21 protein-coding genes, 1 tRNA gene, 1 other RNA gene and 1 pseudogene are annotated in these 24,769 nt (G+C 72.2%); 13 read left to right on the forward strand and 11 right to left on the reverse strand.

Annotated features, from left to right (window positions below; translation table 11 throughout):
• Positions 1-65 precede the first annotated feature (65 nt).
• The 3 genes from ACGFR7_RS13530 (at position 66) to ACGFR7_RS13540 (ending at position 2,464) form a co-directional block, all read left to right on the forward strand.
• Positions 66-797: a hypothetical protein gene (locus tag ACGFR7_RS13530; protein ID WP_393317450.1), complete on the forward strand. Its 732-nt coding sequence runs from the start codon at positions 66-68 to the stop codon at positions 795-797.
• Positions 798-1,214: 417 nt separating this feature from the next.
• Entirely contained in the window at positions 1,215-1,592 is a 378-nt protein-coding gene (locus ACGFR7_RS13535; protein ID WP_393317453.1) for a hypothetical protein, read from the forward strand.
• A gap of 17 nt (positions 1,593-1,609) precedes the next feature.
• Positions 1,610-2,464: an immunity 49 family protein gene (locus ACGFR7_RS13540; protein WP_393317456.1), complete on the forward strand. Its 855-nt coding sequence runs from the start codon at positions 1,610-1,612 to the stop codon at positions 2,462-2,464.
• A 705-nt stretch (positions 2,465-3,169) separates the two neighbouring features.
• Here ACGFR7_RS13540 and ACGFR7_RS13545 read toward each other — a convergent pair.
• Both ACGFR7_RS13545 and rnpB read right to left on the reverse strand, forming a co-directional pair.
• Positions 3,170-3,248, reverse strand: a tRNA-OTHER gene (locus ACGFR7_RS13545).
• A 288-nt stretch (positions 3,249-3,536) separates the two neighbouring features.
• An RNA gene (rnpB, locus tag ACGFR7_RS13550) (RNase P RNA component class A) lies at positions 3,537-3,937 on the reverse strand.
• Positions 3,938-4,051: 114 nt separating this feature from the next.
• Here rnpB and ACGFR7_RS13555 point away from each other — a divergent pair.
• The gene (locus ACGFR7_RS13555) at positions 4,052-4,858 is read left to right on the forward strand and encodes a MerR family transcriptional regulator (protein ID WP_393317458.1); all 807 of its coding nucleotides are present in this window, start codon (positions 4,052-4,054) and stop codon (positions 4,856-4,858) included.
• Positions 4,855-5,628: a hypothetical protein gene (locus ACGFR7_RS13560; protein ID WP_393317461.1), complete on the forward strand. Its 774-nt coding sequence runs from the start codon at positions 4,855-4,857 to the stop codon at positions 5,626-5,628. The genes ACGFR7_RS13555 and ACGFR7_RS13560 overlap by 4 nt, the downstream gene beginning before the upstream one ends.
• On the opposite strand, the gene ACGFR7_RS13565 is transcribed toward ACGFR7_RS13560, so the two are convergent.
• On the reverse strand, positions 5,615-7,099 hold the full coding sequence (locus ACGFR7_RS13565) for an RNB domain-containing ribonuclease (RefSeq protein WP_393317464.1): 1,485 nt from the start codon (positions 7,097-7,099) through the stop codon (positions 5,615-5,617). The two genes, ACGFR7_RS13560 and ACGFR7_RS13565, sit on opposite strands and share 14 nt — an antisense overlap.
• A gap of 234 nt (positions 7,100-7,333) precedes the next feature.
• Between ACGFR7_RS13565 and yaaA the strand changes: the two genes are divergently transcribed.
• The gene (gene yaaA / locus ACGFR7_RS13570) at positions 7,334-8,131 is read left to right on the forward strand and encodes a peroxide stress protein YaaA (protein ID WP_393317467.1); all 798 of its coding nucleotides are present in this window, start codon (positions 7,334-7,336) and stop codon (positions 8,129-8,131) included.
• A 131-nt stretch (positions 8,132-8,262) separates the two neighbouring features.
• A complete protein-coding gene (gene eda, locus ACGFR7_RS13575) occupies positions 8,263-8,922 on the forward strand; it encodes a bifunctional 4-hydroxy-2-oxoglutarate aldolase/2-dehydro-3-deoxy-phosphogluconate aldolase (protein ID WP_393317470.1) in 660 nt (219 codons plus the stop codon).
• Positions 8,923-9,071: 149 nt separating this feature from the next.
• Here the strand turns inward: eda and ACGFR7_RS13580 are convergent, their stop codons facing one another.
• Genes ACGFR7_RS13580 through ACGFR7_RS13590 form a run of 3 tightly spaced genes read right to left on the reverse strand, consistent with a single transcriptional unit; the run spans position 9,072 to position 11,887 of the window.
• On the reverse strand, positions 9,072-10,265 hold the full coding sequence (locus ACGFR7_RS13580; protein WP_393317473.1) for a bifunctional RNase H/acid phosphatase: 1,194 nt from the start codon (positions 10,263-10,265) through the stop codon (positions 9,072-9,074).
• 3 nt (positions 10,266-10,268) lie between these two features.
• Complete coding sequence (locus tag ACGFR7_RS13585; RefSeq protein ID WP_393317619.1) at positions 10,269-11,012, reverse strand: zinc ribbon domain-containing protein; 744 nt, start codon at positions 11,010-11,012, stop codon at positions 10,269-10,271.
• Positions 11,009-11,887, reverse strand: coding sequence for a Nif3-like dinuclear metal center hexameric protein (locus ACGFR7_RS13590; protein WP_393317476.1), 879 nt, complete (start codon positions 11,885-11,887; stop codon positions 11,009-11,011). Before ACGFR7_RS13590 ends, ACGFR7_RS13585 begins: the two co-directional genes overlap by 4 nt.
• A 292-nt stretch (positions 11,888-12,179) precedes the next feature.
• Between ACGFR7_RS13590 and ACGFR7_RS13595 the strand changes: the two are divergent.
• A pseudogene (locus tag ACGFR7_RS13595) lies at positions 12,180-13,355 on the forward strand (hypothetical protein); the annotation flags it as partial.
• 495 nt (positions 13,356-13,850) lie between these two features.
• A complete protein-coding gene (locus tag ACGFR7_RS13600) occupies positions 13,851-14,018 on the forward strand; it encodes a hypothetical protein (RefSeq protein ID WP_393317479.1) in 168 nt (55 codons plus the stop codon).
• A 157-nt stretch (positions 14,019-14,175) separates the two neighbouring features.
• On the opposite strand, the gene ACGFR7_RS13605 is transcribed toward ACGFR7_RS13600, so the two are convergent.
• The 3 genes from ACGFR7_RS13605 to ACGFR7_RS13615 form a co-directional block, all read right to left on the reverse strand.
• A complete protein-coding gene (locus ACGFR7_RS13605; RefSeq protein ID WP_393317482.1) occupies positions 14,176-15,153 on the reverse strand; it encodes a 3-oxoacyl-ACP reductase in 978 nt (325 codons plus the stop codon).
• Positions 15,154-15,306: 153 nt separating this feature from the next.
• Positions 15,307-16,383: a Zn-dependent alcohol dehydrogenase gene (locus ACGFR7_RS13610; protein ID WP_393317485.1), complete on the reverse strand. Its 1,077-nt coding sequence runs from the start codon at positions 16,381-16,383 to the stop codon at positions 15,307-15,309.
• A 125-nt stretch (positions 16,384-16,508) separates the two neighbouring features.
• Positions 16,509-17,384 (reverse strand): MaoC/PaaZ C-terminal domain-containing protein, encoded by an 876-nt coding sequence (locus ACGFR7_RS13615; protein ID WP_393317488.1) that lies wholly within the window; start codon positions 17,382-17,384, stop codon positions 16,509-16,511.
• 395 nt (positions 17,385-17,779) lie between these two features.
• Here ACGFR7_RS13615 and ACGFR7_RS13620 point away from each other — a divergent pair, with 395 nt between their 5' ends.
• Genes ACGFR7_RS13620 through ACGFR7_RS13635 form a run of 4 tightly spaced genes read left to right on the forward strand, consistent with a single transcriptional unit; the run spans position 17,780 to position 21,620 of the window.
• Positions 17,780-18,763: an ABC transporter ATP-binding protein gene (locus ACGFR7_RS13620; RefSeq protein WP_393317491.1), complete on the forward strand. Its 984-nt coding sequence runs from the start codon at positions 17,780-17,782 to the stop codon at positions 18,761-18,763.
• Positions 18,763-19,491 carry an ABC transporter permease gene (locus ACGFR7_RS13625; protein ID WP_393317494.1) on the forward strand — a complete coding sequence of 243 codons (729 nt, stop codon included), beginning with the start codon at positions 18,763-18,765 and terminating at the stop codon, positions 19,489-19,491. The genes ACGFR7_RS13620 and ACGFR7_RS13625 overlap by 1 nt, the downstream gene beginning before the upstream one ends.
• Positions 19,492-19,497: 6 nt before the next feature.
• Positions 19,498-21,018, forward strand: a complete 1,521-nt coding sequence (locus ACGFR7_RS13630) for a histidine kinase (protein WP_393317497.1) — start codon at positions 19,498-19,500, stop codon at positions 21,016-21,018.
• Entirely contained in the window at positions 21,015-21,620 is a 606-nt protein-coding gene (locus ACGFR7_RS13635; protein ID WP_393317500.1) for a response regulator, read from the forward strand. Before ACGFR7_RS13630 ends, ACGFR7_RS13635 begins: the two co-directional genes overlap by 4 nt.
• 98 nt (positions 21,621-21,718) lie before the next feature.
• Here the strand turns inward: ACGFR7_RS13635 and ACGFR7_RS13640 are convergent, their stop codons facing one another.
• Both ACGFR7_RS13640 and ACGFR7_RS13645 read right to left on the reverse strand, forming a co-directional pair.
• Positions 21,719-23,167, reverse strand: a complete 1,449-nt coding sequence (locus tag ACGFR7_RS13640) for an MFS transporter (RefSeq protein WP_393317503.1) — start codon at positions 23,165-23,167, stop codon at positions 21,719-21,721.
• 318 nt (positions 23,168-23,485) lie between these two features.
• Positions 23,486-24,679, reverse strand: coding sequence for a lipid-transfer protein (locus tag ACGFR7_RS13645; protein WP_393317505.1), 1,194 nt, complete (start codon positions 24,677-24,679; stop codon positions 23,486-23,488).
• Positions 24,680-24,769: the final 90 nt, after the last annotated feature.

Here is a 24,769-nt window from a genome sequence, read left to right on the forward strand (position 1 = left end):
GCTCTCTTCAAAGAGCCGCGACCGAAGGGAATTGAGCTGCAGTGACAGACTCACCGTCGTCCATCATGTTGGACCGACTCCGCGGTGTGGAGTGGATCGGCGACTGGGACTACACGATGGGGCACGTGATGTCGCGTCGTCTTCTGATGCGGGAGTATCTGAGGAGGGCAGCACTGTGGGCCCAGGCGTACTCCGTCGAGGAGAAGTGGCCCTTCTTCGATGTGACGGAGCACATCGACCCTGAATTTCGGCTCTCCCCTGACATCGCCGCGGAACTCGACGAATTCCTGGGCACTGTTCCGGGCGGGCACCTGAGGAAAACCTGTGCAGGCTCTGTGCGCATGGCGGAACTCCGCGCACAGATCCAGGCAGAGCTTCCTGACCTCCCCGACCTCTACGAGCCGCTGGTGCTCTTCTACGAGCGGGGCGGAGAGTTCTTGTACGACAACAGCGGTGCCCTCGATCTGACCGGCGTTTCGTTTCGGCCCAAGGGCTTGCAGCACAACCTCGGCAGCGCCTCCCTCGTCGCCCTCCGCGGTGACGTACTCGATGCTCTGGACGCCAGTGGACGCATCTCCTTCTACGCCACGAGTGATGGGCAGGGGCCCGTCCTCAGGCGTCGCCTGCTGCGGGGCGGCGAGCGGCACGACGAGGTGTTCGGCCAGGATCTGCGCTGGGAGCCGACGGACCGTCTCCCTGTCTCCGAAGAAGAGGCTAAGGAAGCAGGCTGGGTGTGGATCGACGACAGCAAGGCGGCCCAGCTCATCGAGGTGACGCTGGTCGGCACTCCCCGTTGAGCGGACCCCGGGGACCTCGACCCCGAAGCCGACTCCTCGGAAACGGTTGCGGCCATGCTTTCCGATGAGCAATGGGCGTTGTGGCTATGGCTGGAGCATCGGCCGGGGATCGATGGGTGTCGGCTGACCCTGGTCTGCCGCGAGTAGGGCCGGTCTGCTGCTGGGGCACGCTCTGCAGACGTACTGGTTGGACCGGCCACGACTACCTTCCCAGCAAACTGCTGAGCTGCAAGTAAAGACCTGAGCACAGTTGACTACACGCATTCTCCGCCAGACTTCGCTTTCGAGCTTGAGTGACAGGGGAATTGGTGACGGTGACGGTGGGGCGAGAACACCTCCAACAGCACCTCGTTCTCGGAACGCCTGGGCGAGGTCGCGGCGCGGCTGCACGTCGTCCCGGAGAGGTTCCCCGGCTCGGTGGAGCAGCCGCTGCCGAATATGCCCAACGGCACCGACATGTTCGACCAGCTGCACCGCCGTCCGGACGGCAAGTTGATGATCATCGCGGCGAAGGTGCCCTCATCCGGCCTCCTGTGGCACAAGGGCGTCGGTCCGGCCGAGGGCTTCATGGTGAAGCAGGGAACCGAGCCGTACCTGCGGACCATCATCGCCGAGATGGAGCGCCGACCGAACCTGAAGGTGACCGATGCCTCCGGCAAGGTATGGACGAACGCGGACCTTGCCGATGAGCTCACGAAGGCCCTGGACGGCAAGAACCTGGAAGACACCATGGTGAAGGCCACAGACGGAGCCAGTAAGCACGCTGGGGCCGTCCTCGAATTCTTCAAGATCTGACAAAGGAGACAGTGTCCGTGATCGTGCCGCGCCAGGACTATCAGAAGGACGAGATGGCAGCGGTGGTTCCCGTCATGGAGGGGTCGCTGTCCTACTCGTTGGAGGAGATCGAGACCTCGCACAACTCCAGGTCGGGCGCAGTCATGAGGTCGCTGAACGTCGCCCTCGTCCGCTGTGTTGGGGACCCCCCTGCCGGCATGTTGGAGACCTGGGAGTCCTGGCTGCTGGCCATGCAGGTACATTCCGCCGTCTTCGCCGCCGCCGATCCCAACCGGGAAACGGTCACCTGCAAGATCCGCCAGGAGGAGCGCCACCTCGCCACCACCGGGCCGCAGACCTACCTCAACGCGAACACCTGGCTCAACGCCTTCTACCTCGCGGTCATCTGCCGTGAAGCAGCCCGCCTCGACATGCTGGCCCGGATCCCAGTGTCCCTTCTGCGCAATTTCGGCGGCGCCCTGGACGAGTACACCTACGCCTGGGTGGAAACCCTCCAGAGCTTCTGGCTCCGCCGGGACGACCTGCGCACACACCTGGTGCGCGCCGTGGACCTGAGTGCTCCCGAGCACGCCCGCGTCGTCGACGCGGAGACAATGATCAAGCTCAAGTACCCGCCGATCATGATGCTCTACCGCTACCTGCGCAACGACGTCGCTGGCTTCAACGACGCTCTGGCCGACGCCATCCGCTGGCACAAGGAGTACTGGACCGCCGACGAGGACCGCACCGAAAACATCCTCGGGATCGTGGCCCTCGCTCCGCTGGCCATCGCCAGCCTCGCGAAAGCCAACGGCATCGCCGTCGAGGTCGAGTCTGACTACCTCCCCGAGGCCCTCCTCGACTTCGCCTGGCGCGGCGAGTTCGACGCGTAACACCGTCCCCCATATGCTCCCTGCGGGCAGGTCTTAGTTGCGGACGGGAGGAACCGCCGGTGGCCCTTGCCACGCCCGCTTGGGGCGAGTGCGTGAGCAGATAGGTGCAGCGGGCTTTGGCGGTCGGCGCATCGGCTCGTCCGGGTCCTGCTCGACTCTGCTCCTATTGGTTTTCGCGGCGCGACCAGGGAATTTTCGGCGTCGAGGTCGTTGGCGAAGGCCTAGCGTCGTGCGGCGGCCCAATGTGAGGCATCGGTTGCCGCGGGTCGGTCGCCGTTCGCCCTGACGCCGGTTCCCAGCCTGGGACCGCTGGACCTGTCTTGGAATCTTGGGCCGCTGCTGGTGTGGGAACTCGGTGGCCAGCGCCCACGGAGACGATCCGCGACTGGCGCGGAAGACACGTCGAGCATGTGTGCAAGTTGCACGCTAGCCCATGGGGGTAGCTCACCCGCCCTCAAGCGTGGCGAGGGCTCCGCTCCTCCGCCTAGCCTGCCGGAGGAGGGGCGGGATTACCCAGCATGTCCGGTTCCTCCCTGAGGGCGTCGCACAGCCCGTCCTCTAAATGCCGGTGCCCGGCCCTCCCCCGCTGAGCGCCTCGGTACCGAGCCGAGGGAGGAACACGCCTTCCGGGCTGCGGCAACGACCTCATACGGGCGGCACCAAGGGGCTCCTGGCTCTTGGCCCTCCCGCTAACCTTGGGCACAGAGCCGCCTTCGGGATTCGAACCCGAGACCTACGCATTACGAGTACAGAGGGGCAGATGCCCTGCTGGGCTCAGACAGGCCACCACCTTGACAGTGGTCTCTCAGCTTCGGCAGGCATACATCCGCAGCCCAAGGGCGGTGGCAGCCTCTCGGCGATCGGGGCCTTCCCTCATGACGCTATCCATCGAATCGCCTGCTCAGAGGTCTCGCCAGGCAGGCCGCCCCAGGGATTTTTCTGGGACTTTCCGCTGTGTCAGAGGGACTTTGCGGGGACTTTCCCCCGCCTAAACAAGTAAGGCTCCGAAAGACCAGAAAGGGCCTCCGACGCAGGTCAGAGGCCCTTTCCAAGGCAAAGTCCCAGGTAATGGCGGACGAGTCGGCCTGTACGCCGGGTTCTGTCGCCTCCGGTCCTTGCGGGCCGGGGGGAGACGGCCATCCATCTAGGGCTGCCGTTGCCGGCAGCCTCGTGCGGTCTACCCGCGGACTCGGGCGGGCAGCCCTCGGTCGTCCGCGCAGAGGCATCAGCCGATGCCTCCTCTTGACCTTGCTCCAGGTGGGGTTTACCTAGCCCTCCGAGTCACCTCGGAGGCTGGTGGTCTCTTACACCACCGTTTCACCCTTACCGGAGGCCGAAGCCTCCGGCGGTCTGTTTTCTGTGGCACTGTCCCGCGGGTCACCCCGGGTGGGCGTTACCCACCACCTTGCCCTGTGGAGCCCGGACGTTCCTCGGGGGGATCAGTGATCCCCACGCGGCCGTCCGGCCGGCTCGTCCGCCGTGGTGACCATGCTACCCGTAGGGGGCGGGGGTCCTCGCCGGGCTTCCCCGTTCCCCGCCGGGCCCGGGCCTTGACCTTGTCGCAACGGCAACGTTTGTACTGGGCGCATGAGAATCGGAGAGCTCGCGGGTCTGATCGGCGTCAGCACCCGTGCCGTACGGCACTACCACCACCTGGGGCTGCTGCCCGAGCCGGAACGCCGGGCCAACGGCTACCGGGAGTACGGGCTGCGGGACGCGGTCGCGCTCGCCCGGGTGCGCCGGCTGACGGAGTTGGGGCTGGGACTGGACGAGGTGCGGGACGTCCTCGCCGACGACGCGGGGCGTGCGCTGCACGAGGTGCTGACCGAGCTGGACGCGGATCTGGCCCGCCAGGAGGAGGAGATCCGGTCGCGGCGGGCCCGGCTGGCCTCGGTGCGGCGGCAGGCGGACGAGCACGGCGGGCTGCCCGCGGAGGGCCCGGTGTCGGACGAACTGGCGGCGCTCTTCGCGGAGATGGCCCGCGTTTCCGCCGCGCACCCGGGACCGGAGCCCGCCATGGCGGCGAAGGAACGGGAGGTGCTGGCGTTGCTCGAATCGACGGGCGGGGCGGAGGGGAACAAGCGGATGGTGGAGTTGCTGGGGGAGGCGGTCGCGGCACCGGGGGCGATGCAGCAGATGTACGAGGTGTACGGCCTGCTCGATGCGCTGGTGGAGGCCGCGGCGGACGATCCGCGGGTGGAACGGGCCGCGCAGGCGCTCGCGGACTGCATTCCGGAGGCGGTGGTCGCCGAGGCCGGCGGGGAGGAGCACTGGGGGCGCGTGGCCACGGAGGCCGGTGGTTCCTTCATGGCGGCGTACTACGCGCACTTCGCGCCCGCGCAGGCCGAAGCCGTAGGCCGGGCGATCCAGCTGGTCGCGGAGCGTGCGCGGTGAGCCGGGTGGCCGCGCTGCGCCGGCTGGGCGCCTACGAGTCGCGGTGGCTGATCAGCCTGGGCTGGTGGGTGGCGCGGCGGCGGATCGGGGTGGCGCCGGGCGAGCGGGCCCTGGGGTATGCGGGGGCGCAGGCCGCGTTCGTGTACGGGCTGGCGTTCGTGTGTGTGGTGGAGACGGTCGGGCTCGGGGTGCTGCTGGCGGACCATCCAGTGGTGCACGTGGTGATGCTGGTCCTCGACCTCTACACGGTGCTGGTGGTACTGGGGCTGCAGGCGGCGGCGGTCACCCGTCCGCATGTGCTGGGGGCGGACACGTTGTGGCTACGGGCCGGGGCGCGCCGGGACATACGGATCCCGCTGGAGCTGATCGCCTCCGTGCGCCACGACCTTCGTTTCGTGAGGGAGCCGGAGAAGGACGGCAACGAGGTGGTGGAACTGGTGGTCGGCGATCAGACCTCGGTGACCGTCGAGCTGTCCGAGCCGGTCGTGGCCGTGCGGATGCTGGGGCAGCGGGAGACGGTGCGTACGGTGCGGTTCCATGCCGATGACCCGCGGGCGGCGGTGACGGCCCTGCGGGCGCAACTGGCGGCGGTGACGGCCGTGCGGGCGCAATCCGCGGCAGGGAACGCGGGGACGGCGCCGGAGGCAGGGGAGGGCGCGGCGCCGGAGGCAGGGGAGGACGCGGCGCCGGAGACGGGCGCGGGCCGGGTGCCGGAGCCCCGCGGGGGCGCGGTGCCGCAGACCGGCGGGGCCGCGGTCAGGCAGGGGTGAAGCGGACGGGGTGGTGGCCCGGTTCGGCTTCGGCGAGGCGGACCGGGATGCGGTGGCCCAGGGGCAGCGCGGGGCCTTCGGGGGTGGTTTCGACGGTGCCGATGACGGCCGGGTCGTAGAGGTGGACGGTGCCGTGGGTGGGGTCCTTCTCCTGGATGTCGACGACCAGTGCCTCGAAGATCTCGCCGACCCGGTCCCGCAGCAGCGCCGCCTCCACGAGGTCGACGCAGGAGCGCTCCACCTGGTTGGCGCGCTGGGCACCGGTCTCCATCTCGCGGGGCAGGGCGGGCAGCGCGCTGCGCACCCAGCCGGGCGGTTCGACGCCGGCCGAAGCGGCGAGGCACAGCTCGGAGGTGTAGCGGTCGGCCAGCCGCCGCAGCGGCGCGGTGGCATGCGCGTACGGGGCGGCGACCGCGGCGTGCAGTGCTTCGGAGGCCCGTGGCGCGGTGCCGTCGAAGGTGGTGTAGCCGGCGCCGCGCAGCAGGGCGGTGCACTCCTGCAGGAACGCGGCGTGGGCGGGGCGCCGCGGGTCGAGGGTGCGGATCAGCGCCGCGTACGAGGTGTGGTGCGGCCAGTCGACGCCGAGCGCGCGGGCGGTCAGGCGGAGCCGGGCGACCGAGCCGTCGGGGGCGGTGGGCAGCGTGCGGAGGATGCCGGTGCCGGAGGACAGCATCAGTTCGGCCGCCGCCATGCCGGTGAGCAGGGAGATCTGCGCGTTCCAGCCGTAGGCCGGGAGCGGGGCGCGGTATTCGAGGGTGTAGCAGCCGTCCCGCTCGACGATCTCCTGCTCGGGGACGTTCAGGGAGATCGCGCCCCGGGCGACCTCCAGCTCCTCCCGCAGCAGGCCGATCTCGCGGAGCAGGGCGAGCGGCTCCTCGGCCGTCCCGTCGTCCAGGATCCGCTGGACGCCGGCGTAGTCCAGCCGGGCGCGGGAGCGGACCAGGGCGCGGCGTACGGACGCGGCGGTCAGCGCGCCGTCCGCGTCGAGGTCGAGCCGCCACAGGACGGCCGGACGGTCCCGGTCGGGCAGCAGGCTGGCGGCGCCCTCGCTCAGTACAGGGGGATGCAGCGGGACCCGCTCGTCGGGGAAGTAGAGGGTCATCACCCGGTGGTGCGCCTCGGCGTCCAGGGCGCCACCGGGTGTCACGAAGGAGGCGACATCGGCGATGGCGTAGTGGACGTGATAGCCGCCGCCGGGGCGCCGGGACAGGAACATGGCCTGGTCGAGGTCGGGGGAGCCGGGCGGGTCGAGGGTGAAGAGGGGGAGGTCGGTGGCGTCCTGCAGGGCGTGCTCGGTCGCCACCGCGCCGTCGGCGGCCGGGATGCGCGGGGCGCGGGCGGCGCTCTCCGCCTCGGCCTGGGCCGTGGGCGGGAAGTGGTCCGGGATCTCCAGCCTTCCGCGCAGCTCATGCAGCGCCACCCGCAGCGGGGCCTCGGCTGCGTCGGTCACATGCATATGGAGACGGGGCATGCCATCGAGCGTATGGCGGGGGGCCGCTCCCGGCGCGGCGTGGGGGGTGCCGGGCCGGGTGGCCTGTGGGGGCGCTCCCGGGGTGGCGCACGGGGCCGGCCTCGGGGTGGCGTACGGGTGCCGGGCCCGGCGGTGGCCGCGCCTCGCGGGTTCTTGGCCCGCCCGTCGCAGGCCATACCCTGTGCCGGGGCCGCACCCCGTCGTACCGCCGTACCGCCGTGAGGGAGAAACACCGTGCTCGTGCTGTTGCCGCCGTCCGAGGGGAAGGCCGCGGGAGCGGCCGGGGCGCCGCTGGATACCGGTGCGCTGTCGCTGCCCGCGCTGACCGCCGCGCGCGAGGCGGTGCTGGAGGAACTGGTCGGGCTGTGCACGGCGGACGAGGCCAAGGCCCAGGAGGTGCTGGGGCTCAGCGACGGCCTCAAGGGCGAGATCGCCAAGAACGCGGGACTGCGGACGGCCGGGACGCGGCCGGCCGGGGAGATCTACACCGGGGTGCTCTATGACGCGCTCGGGCTGGAGTCCCTGGACGCGGCGGCGCGGAAGCGGGCCGAGCGGTCCCTGCTGGTGTTCTCGGGGCTGTGGGGCGCCGTACGGATCGGCGACCGGATTCCGTCCTACCGCTGCTCGATGGGCGTGAAGCTGCCGGGGCTCGGCGCGCTGGGTGCGTACTGGCGGACGCCGATGGCCGAGGTGCTGCCCGAGGTCGCCGGGGAGGGGCTGGTCCTCGATCTGCGCTCGGCGGCGTACGCGACGGCCTGGAAGCCCAAGGGCGGGGTGGCCGGGCGGACCGCGACGGTGCGGGTGCTGCAGTCGAAGACCGTGGCCGGCGTGGAGAAGCGGACGGTGGTCAGCCACTTCAACAAGGCGACCAAGGGACGGCTGGTGCGGGATCTGCTGTCGGCGGGCCTGACGCCGGCGGGTCCGGCGGAGCTGGTGGAAGCGCTGCGGGGGCTGGGGTACGCGGTGGAGGCGGAGCCTCCGGCGAAGGACGGCAAGGCGTGGGCCGTCGATGTGATCGTGACGGAGCTGTAGGGCGTAGGGCGTAGGTCGGGGGCGGTGGAGGGGCTGTACGGGCGGGCCGACGGTTTCCAGCGGCCCTTCCCGCAGGCTGCTGTTGCAGCATGCGCAACGCTCGTTGCGGAGAGTGGGCGGGTGGGCGCAGGATGGGCGCCGTGACTCGCGCCGCCGCCTCCCCCGCGCCCGCTCCCTCTTCGGTCCTCGGGCTCGCCCCCGTCATCCCGGTCGTCGTACTGGACGACCCGGCCGATGCCGTACCGCTCGCCCGGGCACTCGTCGCGGGCGGCCTGCCCGCGATCGAGGTGACCCTGCGGACGCCCGCCGCGCCGGCCGCGATCCGGGCCATTGCCGCCGAGGTCCCCGAGGCGGTGGTCGGCGCGGGCACCCTGCTCACCCCCGGCCACGTCGAGGCGGCTCTGACGGCCGGCTCCCGCTTCCTGGTCAGCCCCGGCTGGTCGCCGCGGCTGCTGGGCGCGATGCAGGACTCCGGGGTGCCGTTCCTGCCGGGGGTCTCCACGGCCTCAGAGGTGGTGACGCTGCTGGCGGAGGGCGTCACCGAGATGAAGTTCTTCCCTGCCGAGGCGGCGGGCGGCACCGCCTACCTCGCGGCGCTGGCCGCGCCGCTGCCCCGGGCCCGCTTCTGCCCGACCGGGGGCATCGGCCTGGCGTCTGCGCCGTCCTATCTGGCGCTGCCGAACGTCGGCTGCGTCGGCGGCACCTGGATGCTGCCGGCCGAGGCGCTGGCCACGAAGGACTGGGACCGGGTGCGACGACTCGCCCGGGAGGCAGCGGCGTTGGCGGTCTGAGGCCGCCGCGAACGAAGGGCCCGGCACCTCGGTCCACGAGGTGCCGGGCCCTGCCGCCCTCGCCATGGGTGCGACGCCGCGCGATCACCAGGGGGCGCGAGGCCCCGCGATCGCCATCGGGTGCGGGTCCCCGCTTCGCGGCGAGGCCGCTACCGCAGATGCGAGGTGTCGTTCAGCAGCCGCAGTGAGGCGTTCCCGTCGGAGTAATACGCGACGACCGAGAGCGACGCCGCGGACAGCTCCATCCGGAACAGCGACTCCGGCGGGGCGCCCAGCGCCAGCCGGACCAGCGTCTTGACGGGGGTGACATGCGTGACCACGAGGACGGTCTTGCCGGCGTACCGGGCGAGGAGCTTGTCGCGGGCGACGGCGACCCGGCGGGCGACCGTCGCGAAGGACTCGCCGCCTCCGGTGGGCGCCACCTTGGCGGAGCCGAGCCAGGCGTCGAGGTCATCGGGGTGGCGCTCGCGCACCTCGGCGAACGTCAGCCCCTCCCACGCCCCGAAGTCCGTCTCGCGCAGGCCCTCCTCGATACGGACCTCCAGGCCGAGCCGGTCCGCGACCGCCCCGGCGGTCTCCCGGCAGCGCCGCAGCGGTGAGCTGACGACGGCCTGGATCGTGCCACGGGCCGCGAGCGCGGCGGCGGTCGCCTCGGCCTGGCGGCGCCCGGCGGCGGAGAGCGCGGGGTCGGTGCCGCCGCTGCCGGAGAACCGCTTCTCGGGCGTCAGCGGGGTCTCGCCGTGCCGCAGCAGGACGAAGGTCGCGGGCGGACCGAGGTCGGGAGAGCCCCAGCCGACCGCCGGGGCGGCGGAGGACCCGGCCTCCTCCGCCGTGGCCACCGCCTCATCGGCGGCCCGGGCGGCGGCGCTGCGGGCGGGCGCGGCCGCGGTGGCGAGCGCCGCCGTGGAGTTGCCCGGCTCCCACTGCTTGCCGATCTTCCCGGCGTCCATCGCCTCGTTGGCGAGCCGGTCGGCGTGCTTGTTCTGCGCGCGCGGGATCCACTCGTAGGTGACCTGGCCGGGCGGGAAGACCGCGCCGGCCTCGGCGGCCAGCGGCTTCATGTCCGGGTGCTTGATCTTCCAGCGCCCGGACATCTGCTCGACGACGAGCTTGGAGTCCATCCGCACCCGGACGCGGGCCTGCGGATCGATCGCATACGCCGCCCGCAGACCGGCCACCAGGCCCTTGTACTCGGCGACGTTGTTGGTGGCAGTGCCGATGAACTCGGCGGCCTCGGCCAGCGCCTCGCCCGACTCCGGGTCGAGGACGACCGCGCCGTAGCCGGCCGGCCCCGGGTTGCCCCGGGAGCCGCCGTCCGCCTCGACGGTCAGGGTGCGCGACACGGCCTACAGACCCGAGTCGGGCGTACGGACCAGGATGCGGGTGCAGTTCTCGCAGCGCAGCACCGCATCGGCGGCGGCCGCGCGGACGTCGTTGACCTCGGTGATGTTCAGCTCCAGGCGGCAGCCCTCGCAGCGGCGCTGGTAGAGGCGGGCCGCGCCGACGCCGCCCTCCTTCGCGCGGATCTTGTCGTAGAGCTTCAGCAGGTCGGCCGGGATGTCGGCGACGGTCAGCTCGCGCTCCTTGGCGACCGTGCCGCGCTCGGTGTCGATCTCGGCGTTGGCGGCGTCCCGGCGGGCGGCGGCGTCATCGACCTTGGCCTGGATCGCCTCGACCCGGCCGGTCAGCTCGGTGACCCGCTCCTGGGCGGACTCGCGGCGCTCCATGACCTCCAGGACGACGTCCTCCAGGTCGCCCTGGCGCTTGGCCAGCGAGGTCAGTTCGCGCTGGAGGTTCTCCAGGTCCTTGGGGGAGGTGACGGCACCGGAGTCCAGGCGCTTCTGGTCGCGGGCGGCGCGCTGGCGCACCTGCTCCACGTCCTGCTCGGCCTTGGTCTGCTCGCGGCTGGTGTCGCTCTCCTCGGTCTGCGCGGCGACGAGCAGGTCGCGCTGCTGGATGAGGTCGGCCTCCAGGGTCTGCAGCTCGGCCAGCTCGGGGAGGTTGTTGCGCCGGTGGGCGAGCTGGGTGAGCCTCACGTCCAGGGCCTGGACGTCGAGGAGGCGGATCTGGTCGGCGGGCGCGGCGTTCAGCGTGGGGCTCCTGTGGTGTGGGTCGGGGCGAAGAAGGGGGTGGACGCCGCGTGGGCGGTCCAGGGGTCGGTGACCGTACGGGAGACATGCGTGCGCAGTCCCCAGTCGTGCCGGTCGGAGACCGCGTCGAGCTGGGCCGCGGCCTGCTCGCACCACGGCCATTCGGTGGCCCAGTGGGCCGCGTCGAGCAGCGCCGGCGGACTGTTTCGTCCGGTGGTCTGGGTGGCCTCGGAGGCCGGGTGGTGACGCAGGTCGGCGGTGAGGAACGCGTCCACACCGGCCGCCCGTACGTCATCGAAGAGGCTGTCGCCGGAGCCGCCGGAGACGGCAAGGGTGCGGATCTCGCGTTCCGGGTCGCCGGCCGCCCGGATGCCCTGGGCGGTGGCGGGCAGCCGTTCCGCGGCGTATGCGGCGAGGCCGGCCAGCGTCATCGGATGCGGCAGCTCGCAGATCCGGCCCAGGCCCCGGCGGCCCGCCGGATCGCTCGGGTCCGGCACCAGCGGGCCGAGGATGCGCAGGTCCAGCGCGCCGGCCAGGGCGTCGGAGACACCGGGGTCGGCGGTGTCGGCGTTGGTGTGCGCGACATGCAGGGCGATGTCGTGCTTGATGAGCGTGTGCACGACCTTGCCCTTGAAGGTCGAGGCCGCGACCGTCGTCGTCCCGCGCAGATAGAGCGGGTGGTGGGTGACGAGGAGGTCGGCGCCGAGCTTCACCGCCTCGTCGACGATCTCCTGGACCGGGTCGACGGCGAACAGCACCCGGCGGACCTCGGCGCCGGGGTCTCCGCAGACCGTGCCGACGGCGTCCCACCCTTCGGCCCGCTCGGGGGGCCAGAGGGCGTCGAGCGCGGTGAGGACTTCAGACAGTACGGGCACGGGTGGAAGATTACCTCCCAGCTGTGACATGGCGCGGGGCCCTCGGTTCGTCTCCCCCGCCCCCTGCCCCTCCGCCGCCCGGCCCATGCGGGAAATCCGCACCGGCCGGTGTGTGAAATCCGAAGCACAACCCTCCCGCCGGGCACCGGCGAACCGGACATTCGCCACCCTTATGCGTGAAGTGTGGCACCTCCCGGCGATCGGCCGGACGTGCGAAAACTAGCTTCGGTTGCCGACTGGAGGTGACCTTGCGATGACGATCTGTGCCACTGAGGACGCCAGGGCGCGGGACATGCGGGACATGCGCGACCACGCGCACCGCACCCACCGCACGCACCGCGCGGCGCTGACGATCGCCGCCGACGGTTCGTACGCCGCCCGGCTCGCCCGTCACGACGACGCCGCCGGGAGCTGGTTTCCGGAGCGCTGGACGCTGGGCGGCCCCGAGCCGTACGCCGTACCACTGCAGGGCACCCAGCCCGAGGAGCCGGACAGCGCGCTGCTGCCGCTCGCGGACGGCCGGGTGCTGATCCTGCGTCGGGTCGCCGACCGTTTCGCCGTCTCCCTGCTCTACCCGGCGGGCCCCGGCACCGGTGAACTCCTGCTGGGCGCCGTGCACGCCCCCGAGCTGACCTTGCTGCCACCCGCCCCCGGCGGGAAACGGGGCTACGCCCTGGCCCCCGAGGCGCACCGGACCACCCTGTGGCTGCTGCACGGCGGTACGGACGGCCCCGAGCGGGTCGCCCGGATCCCGGGACGCTGTACGGGGGGTGTCTGGCTGGACCGCGGCGGCCGGCTGCTGGCCCTGGACAGGGAGACGGACGGCCGGACGAAGACCGTGGTGGTCGATCTGGAGCGGGGCGGCGAGACCGGTCCGCTGCTGCAGATCACCGAGGAGAGCAACGACCGGCTGCTGCTCGCCGATCCGGACAGCGGGCTGCTGCTCGTACGGTCGGACGCCCCGGGGCACGACCGGCTGGGCTGGTGCGTACTGGGCAGCAGTCTGCCGGTGCGCTTCCCGGAGTGCCTGCGCCCCGCGCAGGCGGCTCTCACGCCGTTCGCGATGCAGCCGGGACAGATGCTGGCGCCGGAGAGCTGTGCGGTGGCGTTCCGGGTGGCCGCGGCAAACGGGACGTGGCTGGGTGTCTGGCGGCCCGCGGAGCGGCAGTTGCGGCACTTCCCGGCGCCGGAGGGGTGGCTGGCGGAGGCCGGTCTGTGGACGGCGGCCGGCGAACTGCTGCTGCCGTACGCGACGGGGGCGGAGCCGTGCGGACTGGCGCGCATCAGTATGGGGCCGGCGGGTGTTGCGGGGCCGGCGGGGCCGGGGCGGTCGGCGGAGCCGCCGGAGCATGCGGGGCGGCCGGTGGAGCCGCCGGAGCATGCGGGGCGGTCGGTGGAGCCGCCGGAGCATGCGGGGCGGCCGGTGGAGCCGCCGGAGCATGCGGGGCGGCCGGTGGAGCCGCAGGAACAAGGCGTGCGGTCGGTACAGGCGCAGCCGCCGGTGGAGCAGCAACCGCCGGTGCAGGAGGTGCAGCCGGCGCAAGAGGTGCAGTCGGCGCAAGAGGCAGAGGGGATGCAGGGGACGCAGGGGGCACAGGGGACGCAGGGCGTGCCTTCCGGGGCGGTGGCCGTGGCGGCTACCGGGAGCGGCGGGAGGATTGTCCTGGATGCGGCGGATACCGACAACCGCTCCACAGCATCTGCACAACCCCGGTCCGCGCCCGCGGAACCGCGTCACCTTCCCCCACATCCTGGAATGTGCAGGCCAGTTCCCTTGCAACAGGCACCTCAGGCAGCCCGGTAGACCCGGTGGAGCGCGATTTTCGGCCCCGTTAGAATTTCGGACGGGGGCTGCGCAGCCGGTTGACCGGCCACCGACAGTGCCGCTCGGGTCAGCCTGGCGGTCGTCGGGCGAGGTCCCGACGCGTACAGCCGTAAGCAATCTGACGGAGTGACTCTTTCCATGTCCGAAGCCCGAACCGACACGACCCAGGCGCGCCCCCAGGAGGCATCCGCCCAGGCCGCCGAGGCCGCAAGCTCCGGCAAGCACCGTGGTCCGGCCGCCGCCGAGGAGTCCGACTCCGCCGCCCATGGCCGGCACCGCCGGGACAAGCAGCCGCAGGGCGCGTAAGGCCGGTCCGGCGAGTCCTGCCCGCCGACCCGTACGAACGGCCGTGGCCGCCGCACCGCATCGTCGCGGGCGGCGGCCACGGCCGTTGTGCAGGGGTGCGCCGCGGCCGTGCGCGCGGTGCACCACGGCCGTTGCGCGCGGTGCGCCGCGCGGAGGGTCAGTCGTGCTTGAGAGCCAGCACCTCGGCCGCCGCGAAGGTCTCGTCCGGCGGGCGCTGCGCGTAGTACGGGGTCAGCAGTTCATCCAGCTCCTCGAAACTGAAGAGATCCTTGGTGGTGTCGAACTTGGCCGCGATCCGCGGGCGTTCGGCGACGGCGACCATGCCACCGTGCACGACCAGCAACTGGCCGTTGACCCGGGCCGCGGCCGGCGAGGCGAGATAGCCGACGAGCGGCGCGACATGTTCGGGCGCGAGCACATCGAGCCCGCCTTCCCCGCCCTCGCGGCCCTCCCCGGACTCCCGGCCCCCCGGATGCGCGGGGAAGCCGGCGAAGACGTCCTCCGTCATACGGGTACGGGCGCGCGGGCAGATCGCATTGGTGGTCACGCCGTATTTGCCCAGCGCCAGGGCCGTGGAGGTGGTCAGGCCGACGATGCCTCCCTTGGCCGCAGCGTAGTTGGGCTGCCCCGCCGAGCCCGCGAGGAACGCCTCGGAGGAGGTGTTGATGATCCGGCCGTGCACCGGGCCGCCGGCCGCCTTGGCCCGCTCGCGCCAGTGGGCGGCCGCGAAATGGGTGGTGTTGAAGTGACCCTTGAGGTGGACGCGGATGACCGAGTCCCACTCGTCCTCGGTCATCGAGAACACCATCCGGTCGCGCAGGATGCCCGCGTTGTTGACCAGGATGTCGAGCCGTCCGTAGGTCTCGACCGCCAGCTGCACGAGGGCGCAGGCGTCATCGTGGTCGGCGACGTCACCGAGGTGGGCGACGGCGCGGCCGCCCGCCGCACGGATCTCGGCGGCGACGTCCTCGGCGGGCGCCGCCGAGGCCTCGCCCGAACCGTCGCGGCCCGGCTGCCCGTAGTCGTTGACCACGACGGATGCGCCGAGGCGGGCGAGTTCAAGGGCTTCGGCGCGGCCCAGGCCGCGCCCGGCACCGGTGACGATCGCGGTCAGGCCCTCCAGTGGCTGTGCCATTCCTGTCCTCTCCAGTCTTCTCGGAGCGCGGTGGGGTGCGGTGGGGTGCGAATGGAGCGCGGTGGGGTGCGGTGGGGGTGCGGTGCGGTGCGGTGGGGGTGCGGTGCGGCGAACGAGGTGCCGGCGCGACCGTGCGCGCCGTGCGGGCGTGCCTCAGATCTCGATGCAGGTACGCAGCGAGGTCCCGGAGCGCATCTGGTCGAGCGCGTCGTTGATCTCGGCGAGCCGGACGCGATGGGTGATCAGGCCTTCGAGGTCGATCCGGCCGGCCCGCCACAGGGCGATGGCCCGCTCGTAGGAGCGCAGCACGTCCGCGCCGCCGTACAGGGACGGCAGGATCCGCTTCTCGTCGAAGAACAGCTCGAACATATTGACCTGGAAGGTGTCGTCCATGGCTCCCGCGCCGACCACGCACAGGGTGCCGCCGCGCCGGGTCATCTCGTAGGCGGTGCGGGCGGTGGCGGACTTGCCGACCACCTCGAAGACGTAGTCGAAGCCCTCCCCCGCGGTGATCCGGGCCTTGGCGTCGGCGAACTCCTCCGGGGCGACGGCTTCGGTCGCGCCGAAGCGCAGCGCGGCCTCCCGGCGGGCGGGCACCGGGTCGACGGCGATGATCTGGGCCGCGCCGCACGCCTTCGCCCCCTGGATGACGGAGATGCCGACGCCGCCGCAGCCGATCACCGCGACCGAGGACGCGGCCTCCACCTTCGCCGTGTTGAGGGCGGCGCCGAGCCCGGTGGTGACGCCGCAGCCGATGAGCGCGGCGATCTCGTACGGAACGTCGTCCGGGATGGGGACCGCGCAGTTGGCGGCGACCACGACCTCCTCCGTGAAGGTGCCGGTGCCGGCGAAGCCGAAGACGTCGCCGCCGGCCCGCCGGAAGTTGGGGGTACCGGCGTTCATGAACCCGGCCAGGCACAGGTGGGTCTGGCCGCGCTTGCAAGACGGACAGCTGCCGCAGGCGGGCAGCCAGCACATCAGGACGCGGTCGCCCTGGGCGAGCCCGGTGACGCCGTCGCCGACGTCGAGGATCTCGCCGGCGCCCTCGTGCCCGGGGACGAAGGGGGCGGGCTGCGGCAGCACCCCGTTCATCGCCGAGAGGTCGGAGTGGCACAGACCGGTCGCCCGGATCCTGATCCTCACCTTGCCGGGGCCGAATCCCACCGCCTCGACGTCGTCGAGGACTTCGAGCTTGTCCTGCCCTGTCTCGTGTTGTACGGCTGCGCGCATGTCACGACTCCTCTCGTACGTACGGCAATCCCGCCCCCGCCCGGACCGTCCGGGGCGCACGGCACGCCCCGGACGGCACTCGCTACTGGGCGTCTCCCCAGGGGTGCCTCCCTGTGGCTGTCTCCCTAGCTGTGCTCCACCACGGTGTCGGCCAGCACCGGCGCATCGTCGCGGTCGGCGGCCGTGACCGACACCTGGATCCGGCCGGGCTCTTGCCACAGGCCGATCCGCAACGTCTCCCCCGGAAAGACCACCCCGGCAAAACGGGTGGCGTACGACCGCACACGGGCCACCTCGCCGCCGAGCAGTGTGTCGACCACGGCCTTGAGGGTCACCCCGTAGGTGCACAGCCCGTGCAGAATCGGCCGGTCGAAACCGGCGAGCTTGGCGAACCCGGGGTCGGCGTGCAGCGGATTCCAGTCGCCGGAGAGGCGGTAGAGCAGCGCCTGGTCCGGGCGGATGTGGCGTTCGGTGCGCAGGTCGGGGGCGCGGTCGGGGAGGTCGAGGCGGGCGGAGGGGCCGCGGTCGCCGCCGAAGCCACCCTCGCCGCGGACGAAGATCTGGGTGTCGCAGGTCCACAAGGGCCCGTCGTCGTCGGCGACTTCGGAGCGCAGCACGATGACGGCCGCCTTGCCCTTGTCGTACACGGCGGGGACGGACGAGGTCTGGGCGGCGCGGCCGTTCACCGGGAGGGCGCGGTGCACGGTGACGGTCTGGCCGCCGTGCAGGACCGCGGCGAGGTCGACGTCGATGCCCGGGGCGGAGAGCCCGCCCGCGAGGGCCATTCCCCCGCCCGCGACGGTGGCGAAGGCGGGCAGGACGTGCAGTGCGCTCTCCAGGGTGTAGCGCAGTTCGTCCGGGTCGGTGGCGGGGTGAGGTTTCTCCGGGGTGGCCGCGCCGGCTCCGATGCCGAGGTGGTAGAGCTGGACGTCCTTGTGGTCCCAGGCGAGTTCGGTGGTCCGCGGCTCGGCGGAGGTGGCCTTGGCGGCGTCGATGGGCATGGGGTTGCTTGCTCCTTCACCACGTTGCGAAGACCCCGGCCCGGCCGTCCGCACCGTCGACCGTGCCGGGGTCGTACCTGGTCGGCGCGGCCGCGCTCCGCCGGCATGCCTCTCGCACGTCTAGAACGCGTTCTAGCCGATGGCTCCCATGTATAGCCGATCCGCTCCACGCCCGGAAGCCCCCTGACGCTGTGTCAGGTCCGCTCGGGGATTCGCAGTGCTCTCCTCGGATCGCCTCGGGTCTCCTCGGATCCCGCACGCCGGCATGCCCGCCACCGCACTCCCGCCCCGCCTGACCGTGACATTTGTCAGGGCGGATCACACACATTCGCCTCTATCGCCCCGCGGAAACTCTCCGTAACGTCATAGACATCGAACGAGAGGCGGGGGTGGGCATGGCACGGGCGAAAGAGCCGGTCAGCACTGCGTACACGACAGGCGGCGCCGCGGCGGTGGCGTTCTCCGGGGTGACCCGGAGTTACGGCGCGGTCAGGGCCGTGGACGGGCTGGACCTGGAGATCGCGGCGGGCGAGACGGTGGCGCTGCTCGGGCGCAACGGTGCGGGGAAGTCCACGACCCTCACCATGCTGCTGGGGCTGCTGCCGCCCGGCGGGGGCTCGGTGCAGCTGTTCGGAGGCACCCCGGAGACGGCCGTGCGGGCGGGCAGGGTGGGCGCCATGCTGCAGGACGGCAAGCCCCTTCCGCGGGTCACCGTCCGCGAACTGATCACGTTCGTCGCCGCCACCTACCCCCGCCCCATGGCGGTCACCGAGGCCCTGGAGCTGGCGGGCCTCGGCGAATTCGGCGGGCGGCGGGTGGACCGGCTGTCCGGCGGGCAGGCCCAGCGGGTCCGCTTCGCGGTGGCGCTGGCCGGCAACCCCGAGCTGCTGGTGCTCGACGAGCCGACCGCGGCGCTGGACGTGGAGGCACGCCGCGCCTTCTGGCGCTCGATGCGCGCGTACGCCCGCCGCGGCAACACCATCGTGTTCTCCACCCACTATCTGGAGGAGGCCGATGAGCACGCCGACCGGATCGTGGTGATGGACGGCGGCCGGGTGGTCGCCGACGGCAGCGGCGAGGCGATCAAGCGGCGGGCCGGCGGCACGCTGGTCTCCTTCGATCTCGCGGGCGCGGCGACCGGGCCGCTGGCCGAGCTGCCCGGCGTGAGCGCCATGGAGGTGCGTGGCGACCGCGCACTGCTGCGGACCACGGACTCCGACGCGACCGTCGTGGCGCTGGCCGGGCTCGGGCTCGTCCGCGCGCTGCAGGTCACCCCCACCGGCCTTGAGGACGCCTTCCTCACCCTCACCTCCGGCAACACCGCCGGCCACACCCCGGCACGTGCCGCCGCCACCCGGTCCGCGAAGGAGCTTGCGTGATGCTCGACTACGTCCGCCTCGAAGTGCGTCGCACCCTGCGCGACCGGGGCTTTGTCATCTTCGGCATCGGGATGCCGGTGCTGATGTATGTGCTGATGACCAACATCGGTGCGGGCCCCGGCGGCGCCGGTATGGAGTGGAAGACCGCGTCGATGGTCGGCATGGCCGCATACGGCGCCCTGGGCGCGGCGATCGGCACCGGCACGGGCGTCGCCGAGGACAAACAGCTGGGCTGGCTGCGGCAGCTGCGCATCACCCCGCTGAGCCCGATACGGGTGGTCGTGGGCCGTGGGCTGACCGGCTCGGTGACGGTACTGCCGGCCATCGCCTCCGTGCTGCTGGTGGGGGCGCTGGTCAACGGCGTCCGGATGCCGGCCTGGCAGTGGGCCGCGCTGGCCGGGCTGCTGTGGATCGGCACCGCCCCCTTCACCCTGCTCGGCCTCGGCAACGGCTACCGTCTCTCCGCGCAGTCCACCGGCATGGTCAACACGGGCTGCATGCTGCTGCTGTCGATCATCGGGGGCCTGTGGTTCCCGGCCGAGCTGTTCCCCGGCTGGCTGCGCTCGCTGTCGTCCTGGACCCCGGGCAACCGCTTCGCCGCACTCGGCCAGAGCGTCACCCAGGGCGGCGCTCCGAGCCTGGGCACAGTAGCGGTGCTGGCCGCCTGGCTGGCACTCTTCGGCGGATATGCGGTGTACGCGTACCGTCGGGCCGCACGAACGGTGTGATCGACGATGGTGCAGACCGGGGAAGTGACAGTGCAGCACAGCAAGCAGCGGGCCGCCGGTGACGGCGAGCCCGGCGGCGGCGAGCCCGGCGGCGCGGAGGGCGCCGGCGACCCCACGTGCCGGCCGAAGCGCCCGGGCAGGAAGACGGACCGGGGGCCGGGCAAGTACGCCTTCCTGCCGTGGCTGCTGATGGGCCTGGGCGCCTTTTCCAACGTCATCCAGGGCAAGACGGGCAATCCCTGGCTGGCCGGTCTCGGGCTGCTCGCCTTCAACTCCCTCTACATCAGCGTCGTCTGGTCGTCCTTCAACCCGCGGCTGCGGGACTCCCGCCGTCCGCTGTACGCCCTGGGCCTGCTGACCGCCGTGACCTTCGCCATCGCCCTCGGGTTCGGCGGCAACTGGTTCCTGTTCTTCCCGCTGCTGTCGTTGGCCTCCGGCACGGTCCGCGCCCTGCGCGGCAAGCGGCTCGCCCTCTGGCTGATCACGCTCAGCGGCACGGCCGGATATCTGGTCGGCTGGCACAGCGGCCCCCACCCATGGGGCTCGTTCGGCATCGGATACGGCACCTTCCTGTCCGGCACGGTGACGGCCACGGTCCTCAGCCTCTTCGACACCATCCAGGAGCTGAACACCACCCGCCAGGAGCTGGCCCGCAGCGCCGTCGAAAAGGAGCGGCTGCGCTTCTCCCGCGATCTGCACGACCTGCTGGGGCACACCCTGTCCGTGGTGGTGGTCAAGGCCGAGGCGGTGCGCCGGCTGGCCCCGCGCGATCTGGACGCGGCGCTCGCCCAGGCCGCCGATATCGAGGCGGTCGGCCGGCAGGCCCTGACCGAGATCCGCGAGGCGGTCACCGGCTATCGCGAGGGCAGCCTGACCACCGAGCTGGACCGGGCCCGTTCGGTGCTGGAGGCGGCCGGTATCGAACCCGTCGTACGGCAGGCGGGACCGCCGCTGCCCCCGCAGGCCGGTGCGCTGCTGGGCTGGGTGGTCCGCGAGGGCGTCACCAACACCGTCCGGCACAGCGGTGCCACCCGCTGCGAGATCGACGTCCACGCCGACGAGGAGCGGGTACGGCTGACGCTCACGGACGACGGCCGCGGTCCCGTAAGCTCCGGTGCTGCCCCGGCCCCCGGCCTGTCCTGGCTGCGCGACCGCGTCCCCGGGCGCGGCAGCGGCCCGGGCGGGGGCGATCCGGACGGCGGCGAACCGGGCGGCGGCGATCCGGGCGGCGGCGATCCGGGCGGCTCCGGGGTACGGGACGAGTTGAGCGCTACGGGCGGTACGCACGGTCCGGACGGCACGGGCCGCCCGGAGCCCGCGCGCGGCTCCGGCGAGCCGGACGGCACGGCGCCGGCCGGCCCTCCGGGACCGGTGGGCGGCACCGGGCTGAAGGGGCTGGCCGAGCGGCTGGCCGCGGCGGGCGGCACCCTGCGCAGCGGCCCGGACGGCCGGCGCGGCTTCCGTGTCACGGCAGAACTGCCGGTCGGCACGGGTGATACGGCGGACGTGGAGGAGTTGACCAGGTGATCAAGGTCCTGCTGGCAGAGGACCAGGGGATGATGCGGGGCGCGCTGGCGCTGCTGCTCGACCTGGAGGAGGACATGCAGGTCGTGGCCCAGGTCGCGGCGGGCGATCAGATCGTGGCCGCCGCCCTGGACGCCCGCCCCGACATCGCCCTCCTGGACATCGAACTCCCCGGTCGCAGCGGCCTGGACGCCGCGGCCGACCTGCGCACACAGCTGCCGTCGTGCAAGGTGCTGATCGTGACGACCTTCGGCCGCCCCGGCTATCTGCGCCGCGCGATGGAGGCCGGTGCGTCCGGCTTCCTGGTGAAGGACGGTCCGGTGGAGGAACTGGCGGCGGCGATCCGCCGGGTGCTCGCCGGCGAGCGGGTCATCGACCCCGGCCTCGCCGCGGCGGCGTTGAGCGCCGGCCCCAACCCCCTGACCCAGCGCGAACGCGATGTCCTCGCCGCCGCCGTGGACGGCGCCACGGTCGCCGATATCGCCGCCAAACTCCACCTCTCCCAGGCCACCGTCCGCAACTACCTCTCCGCGGCCATCGGCAAGACCGGCACCCGCAACCGCATGGAGGCGGTGCGTGCGGCGCGACGGAACGGCTGGTTGTAGGGGGAGGCAGCGGGCCGGAGGGCCCCGCGGCCGACTCGGCCGCGGGGGGGGGCTCGGCGGTGGCCGGTTCGGCCATGGGTGGCTCAGCCGCGGGCAGCTCAGCCGTGGGCGGCGTCCGCGCGTCGCCGGGGCAGCGCGAGGACCATCAGCACGATGCTGCCCAGCAGGATCATGGAGCCGACCTGGAAGGCCAGACCGTAACCGTCCGCCAGGGCCTTCGGACCACCGTGACCCGCCGCGATACGGGAGGTGGCGATGGTCGACAGGACCGACAGGCCCAGCGCGCCGCCCATCTGGCGGGAGGTGTTGATCAGGCCGGAGACCAGCCCCTGGTCGGCGGGGTCGGCGCCGGACGTGGCGATCGCCGCGATCGGCGTCGCCGTCAGCCCGGCGCCCAGGGCCATCAGGATGCCGGGGCCGAGGATCGTGCCGAGATAGGTGCCGTGGACGTCCATCGTCCCCTGCCACGCCATACCGGACGCGGAGATCACCGCACCGGTGACGGCCAGGGTCTTGGCACCCACCCGGTTCATCAGCCGCGGTCCGATCTTGGAGCCCAGCACGATGGAGAGCGAGTGCGGGATGAAGGAGAGCCCGGCCTCCAGGGGGCGGTAGGCCAGCACGTTCTGCACGTACAGCGACAGGAAGTACCACATGGAGAACATCGCGGCGCCGGCCAGCACCATCGCCGCGTTCGCCGAGGAGACCGAGCGCACCCGGAAGAGCCCCAGTGGCATCAGCGGAGCCTTGGCGCGCGTCTCGACGGCCAGGAACGCCGCGATCACGACCAGCCCGGCGGCCAGCGGCAGCAGAGCGGAGGCCGAGGCCCAGCCGTCCGTCTCGGTCTGCACGATCCCGTACGCCACCAGCGCGAGCCCGGCGGTCACCAGCACCGCGCCGGGCACGTCCAGCCGCCGCCCGGCGCCCTGCCGGCTCTCGGTGAGCCACCACACCGCACCGGTCAGCACCAGCGCCCCGACCGGGACGTTGATCAGCAACACCCAGCGCCATGACAGGTATTCGGTGAGCACCCCACCGACCAGACCGCCCACCGCGCCACCGCCGGCACCGACCGCCGTCCAGGTGGCGATGGCTCGGTTACGGGCCGGACCGGGCGGAAACGACGTGGTGAGGATCGTGAGGGTGGCCGGTGAGAGCACGGCGGCGCCGACGCCCTGGACCGTCCGGGCCGCGATCAGCTGCCAGGGCTGCTGGGCCAGCCCGCCGCCCAGGCTCGCGACGGTGAACAGCGCCAGCCCGAGGACGAAGACCCGCTTACGGCCGAAGAGATCGGCAGCCCGGCCGCCGAGCAGCATGAAGCCGGCGAAGGTGATCACATACGCGTTGACGATCCACTGCAGGCCCAGTTCGCTCAGGCCCAGGCCGGTCCGCATGGCGGGCAGGGCGACGTTCACGACGGAGACGTCCAGGACGACCAGGAACTGCCCCGCACACACCAGCAGCATCACCAGCCAGGCCGGTGCGGCCGTCCGGCGCGTGGTTTCGGGCATGGTGGCGGGGGCGGCTATCGGCGGCATGCCGCCCATGCTCGCATTCGCCGCTTGCCTCCCGCATCGGTATATCGGTGCACAAGCCACCTGACCGGAGGCCTAGGTCGCCGGACGGAGGCCCCGGCGAGGGGGCGCGACCGCGGGGCGGGGCACAGGGCGGGCGGCAGGGGTGTGCGGCAGGGCGGGCGGCAGGGTGAGGCCGCGGGAGGTCAGGGGAAGCGGCGGGAGGCCAGGGGAGGCCGGGGCCGTAGGGGCGGGCCCCTAGGGGGTGAGAGGGCCCCCAGTGGGCCAACTACCCACATCAAGGGCCCAGTTGCCGGTCCCGGCACGAAAACTCCGGCTCAGCCGTAAAGATCACCTGCGCAGCAAGGTCACCACCGCGGCGCCGCCCAACCCGATGTTGTGCGCCAGGCCCACCCGGGCACCTGGGGCCTGCCGTTCCCCCGCCGTGCCGCGGAGCTGCCAGACCAGCTCGGCGGTCTGCGCCAGCCCCGTCGCGCCCAGTGGATGCCCCTTGGAGATCAGGCCGCCGGACGGGTTGACCACCCAGCGGCCGCCGTAGGTCGTGGCACCGTCGGCGACCAGCTTCCCCGACTCCCCGTCCGCGCACATACCCAGGGCCTCGTAGGTCAGCAACTCATTGATGGAGAAGCAGTCGTGCAGCTCGATGACGTCGACGTCCTCGATGCCGAGGCCGGAGGCCGCGAACACCTGCCGGGCAGCGGCCCGTGTCATGGGCTTGCCGACGGCATCGATGCAGGAACCGGAGGAGAAGCTTTCCTCGGTGTCGGTCGTCATGGCCTGCGCCACGATCTCCACCGCCCGGTCGGCCAGGTCGTGCTCACGGACGAACCGCTCGGAGGCGACCACGGCCGCGGCCGCACCGTCGGAGGTCGGAGAGCACTGCAGCTTGGTCAGCGGCCGGTGAATGGTCCTGGCGGCGAGGATGTCCTCGACGGTGTAGACGTCCTGGAACTGGGCGTGGGGGTTGTGGGCGGAGTGCCGGTGGTTCTTGGCGCCGACCGCGGCGAGCTGTTCGGCGGTGGTGCCGTGGCGCTCCATGTGTTCACGGGCCGCGTTGCCGAAGATCTGGGCGGTGGGCGGGGTCATCTCGAAGCCGTGGGCGGCGGCCATCACGCCGTAGTGGCGGGCCACCGGGGAGGTCCGGAAATCGCCGCTGTCCGCGCCGCCGCCCAGCGCGCCCCGCTTCATCTTCTCGAAGCCGAGCGCCATGACACAGTCATTGATCCCGGCCTCGACGAACTGGCGCGCCATCATCAGCGCGGTCGAGGCGGTCGCGCAGTTGTTGTTGACGTTGTAGACGGGGATGCCGGTCAGGCCCAGTTCGTAGGCGGCGCGCTGGCCCGCCGTCGAGGCCTGGTAGCAGAAGCCGACCGGTAGCTGCTCGACCGCCTCGTAGCCGATCCCGGCGTCGGCGAGCGCCTTGGAGCCTGCCTCCTTCGCCATGTCCCAGTACTGCCATTCGCGGGTCTCGGGCTTCTCGAACTTCGTCATCCCGACACCGACGAGGTACGCCTTGCCAGCCATGCATGTCCTCCTGGAAGTGGCCGGATCCGGGGAGTCGGATCCGGGCATGCAGATCGGATCAGGGCATTCAGATCAGGGCATTCAGATCAG

This window comes from Streptomyces sp. NPDC048516 (assembly GCF_043199875.1).
In the GTDB taxonomy this organism is placed as follows: Bacteria; Actinomycetota; Actinomycetes; order Streptomycetales; family Streptomycetaceae; genus Streptomyces.

What these genes read in the sequence shown, in the direction of transcription:
- ACGFR7_RS13530 (WP_393317450.1), top strand. Translation starts at nt 66, where the DNA reads ATGTTGGACCGACTCCGCGGTGTGGAGTGGATCGGCGACTGGGACTAC.
- ACGFR7_RS13555 (WP_393317458.1), top strand. Translation starts at nt 4,052, where the DNA reads ATGAGAATCGGAGAGCTCGCGGGTCTGATCGGCGTCAGCACCCGTGCC.
- ACGFR7_RS13565 (WP_393317464.1), bottom strand. Translation starts at nt 7,099, where the DNA reads ATGCCCCGTCTCCATATGCATGTGACCGACGCAGCCGAGGCCCCGCTG.
- eda (WP_393317470.1), top strand. Translation starts at nt 8,263, where the DNA reads ATGGGCGCCGTGACTCGCGCCGCCGCCTCCCCCGCGCCCGCTCCCTCT.
- ACGFR7_RS13600 (WP_393317479.1), top strand. Translation starts at nt 13,851, where the DNA reads ATGTCCGAAGCCCGAACCGACACGACCCAGGCGCGCCCCCAGGAGGCA.
- ACGFR7_RS13605 (WP_393317482.1), bottom strand. Translation starts at nt 15,153, where the DNA reads ATGGCACAGCCACTGGAGGGCCTGACCGCGATCGTCACCGGTGCCGGG.
- ACGFR7_RS13610 (WP_393317485.1), bottom strand. Translation starts at nt 16,383, where the DNA reads ATGCGCGCAGCCGTACAACACGAGACAGGGCAGGACAAGCTCGAAGTC.
- ACGFR7_RS13615 (WP_393317488.1), bottom strand. Translation starts at nt 17,384, where the DNA reads ATGCCCATCGACGCCGCCAAGGCCACCTCCGCCGAGCCGCGGACCACC.
- ACGFR7_RS13620 (WP_393317491.1), top strand. Translation starts at nt 17,780, where the DNA reads ATGGCACGGGCGAAAGAGCCGGTCAGCACTGCGTACACGACAGGCGGC.
- ACGFR7_RS13625 (WP_393317494.1), top strand. Translation starts at nt 18,763, where the DNA reads ATGCTCGACTACGTCCGCCTCGAAGTGCGTCGCACCCTGCGCGACCGG.
- ACGFR7_RS13630 (WP_393317497.1), top strand. Translation starts at nt 19,498, where the DNA reads ATGGTGCAGACCGGGGAAGTGACAGTGCAGCACAGCAAGCAGCGGGCC.
- ACGFR7_RS13640 (WP_393317503.1), bottom strand. Translation starts at nt 23,167, where the DNA reads ATGGGCGGCATGCCGCCGATAGCCGCCCCCGCCACCATGCCCGAAACC.
- ACGFR7_RS13645 (WP_393317505.1), bottom strand. Translation starts at nt 24,679, where the DNA reads ATGGCTGGCAAGGCGTACCTCGTCGGTGTCGGGATGACGAAGTTCGAG.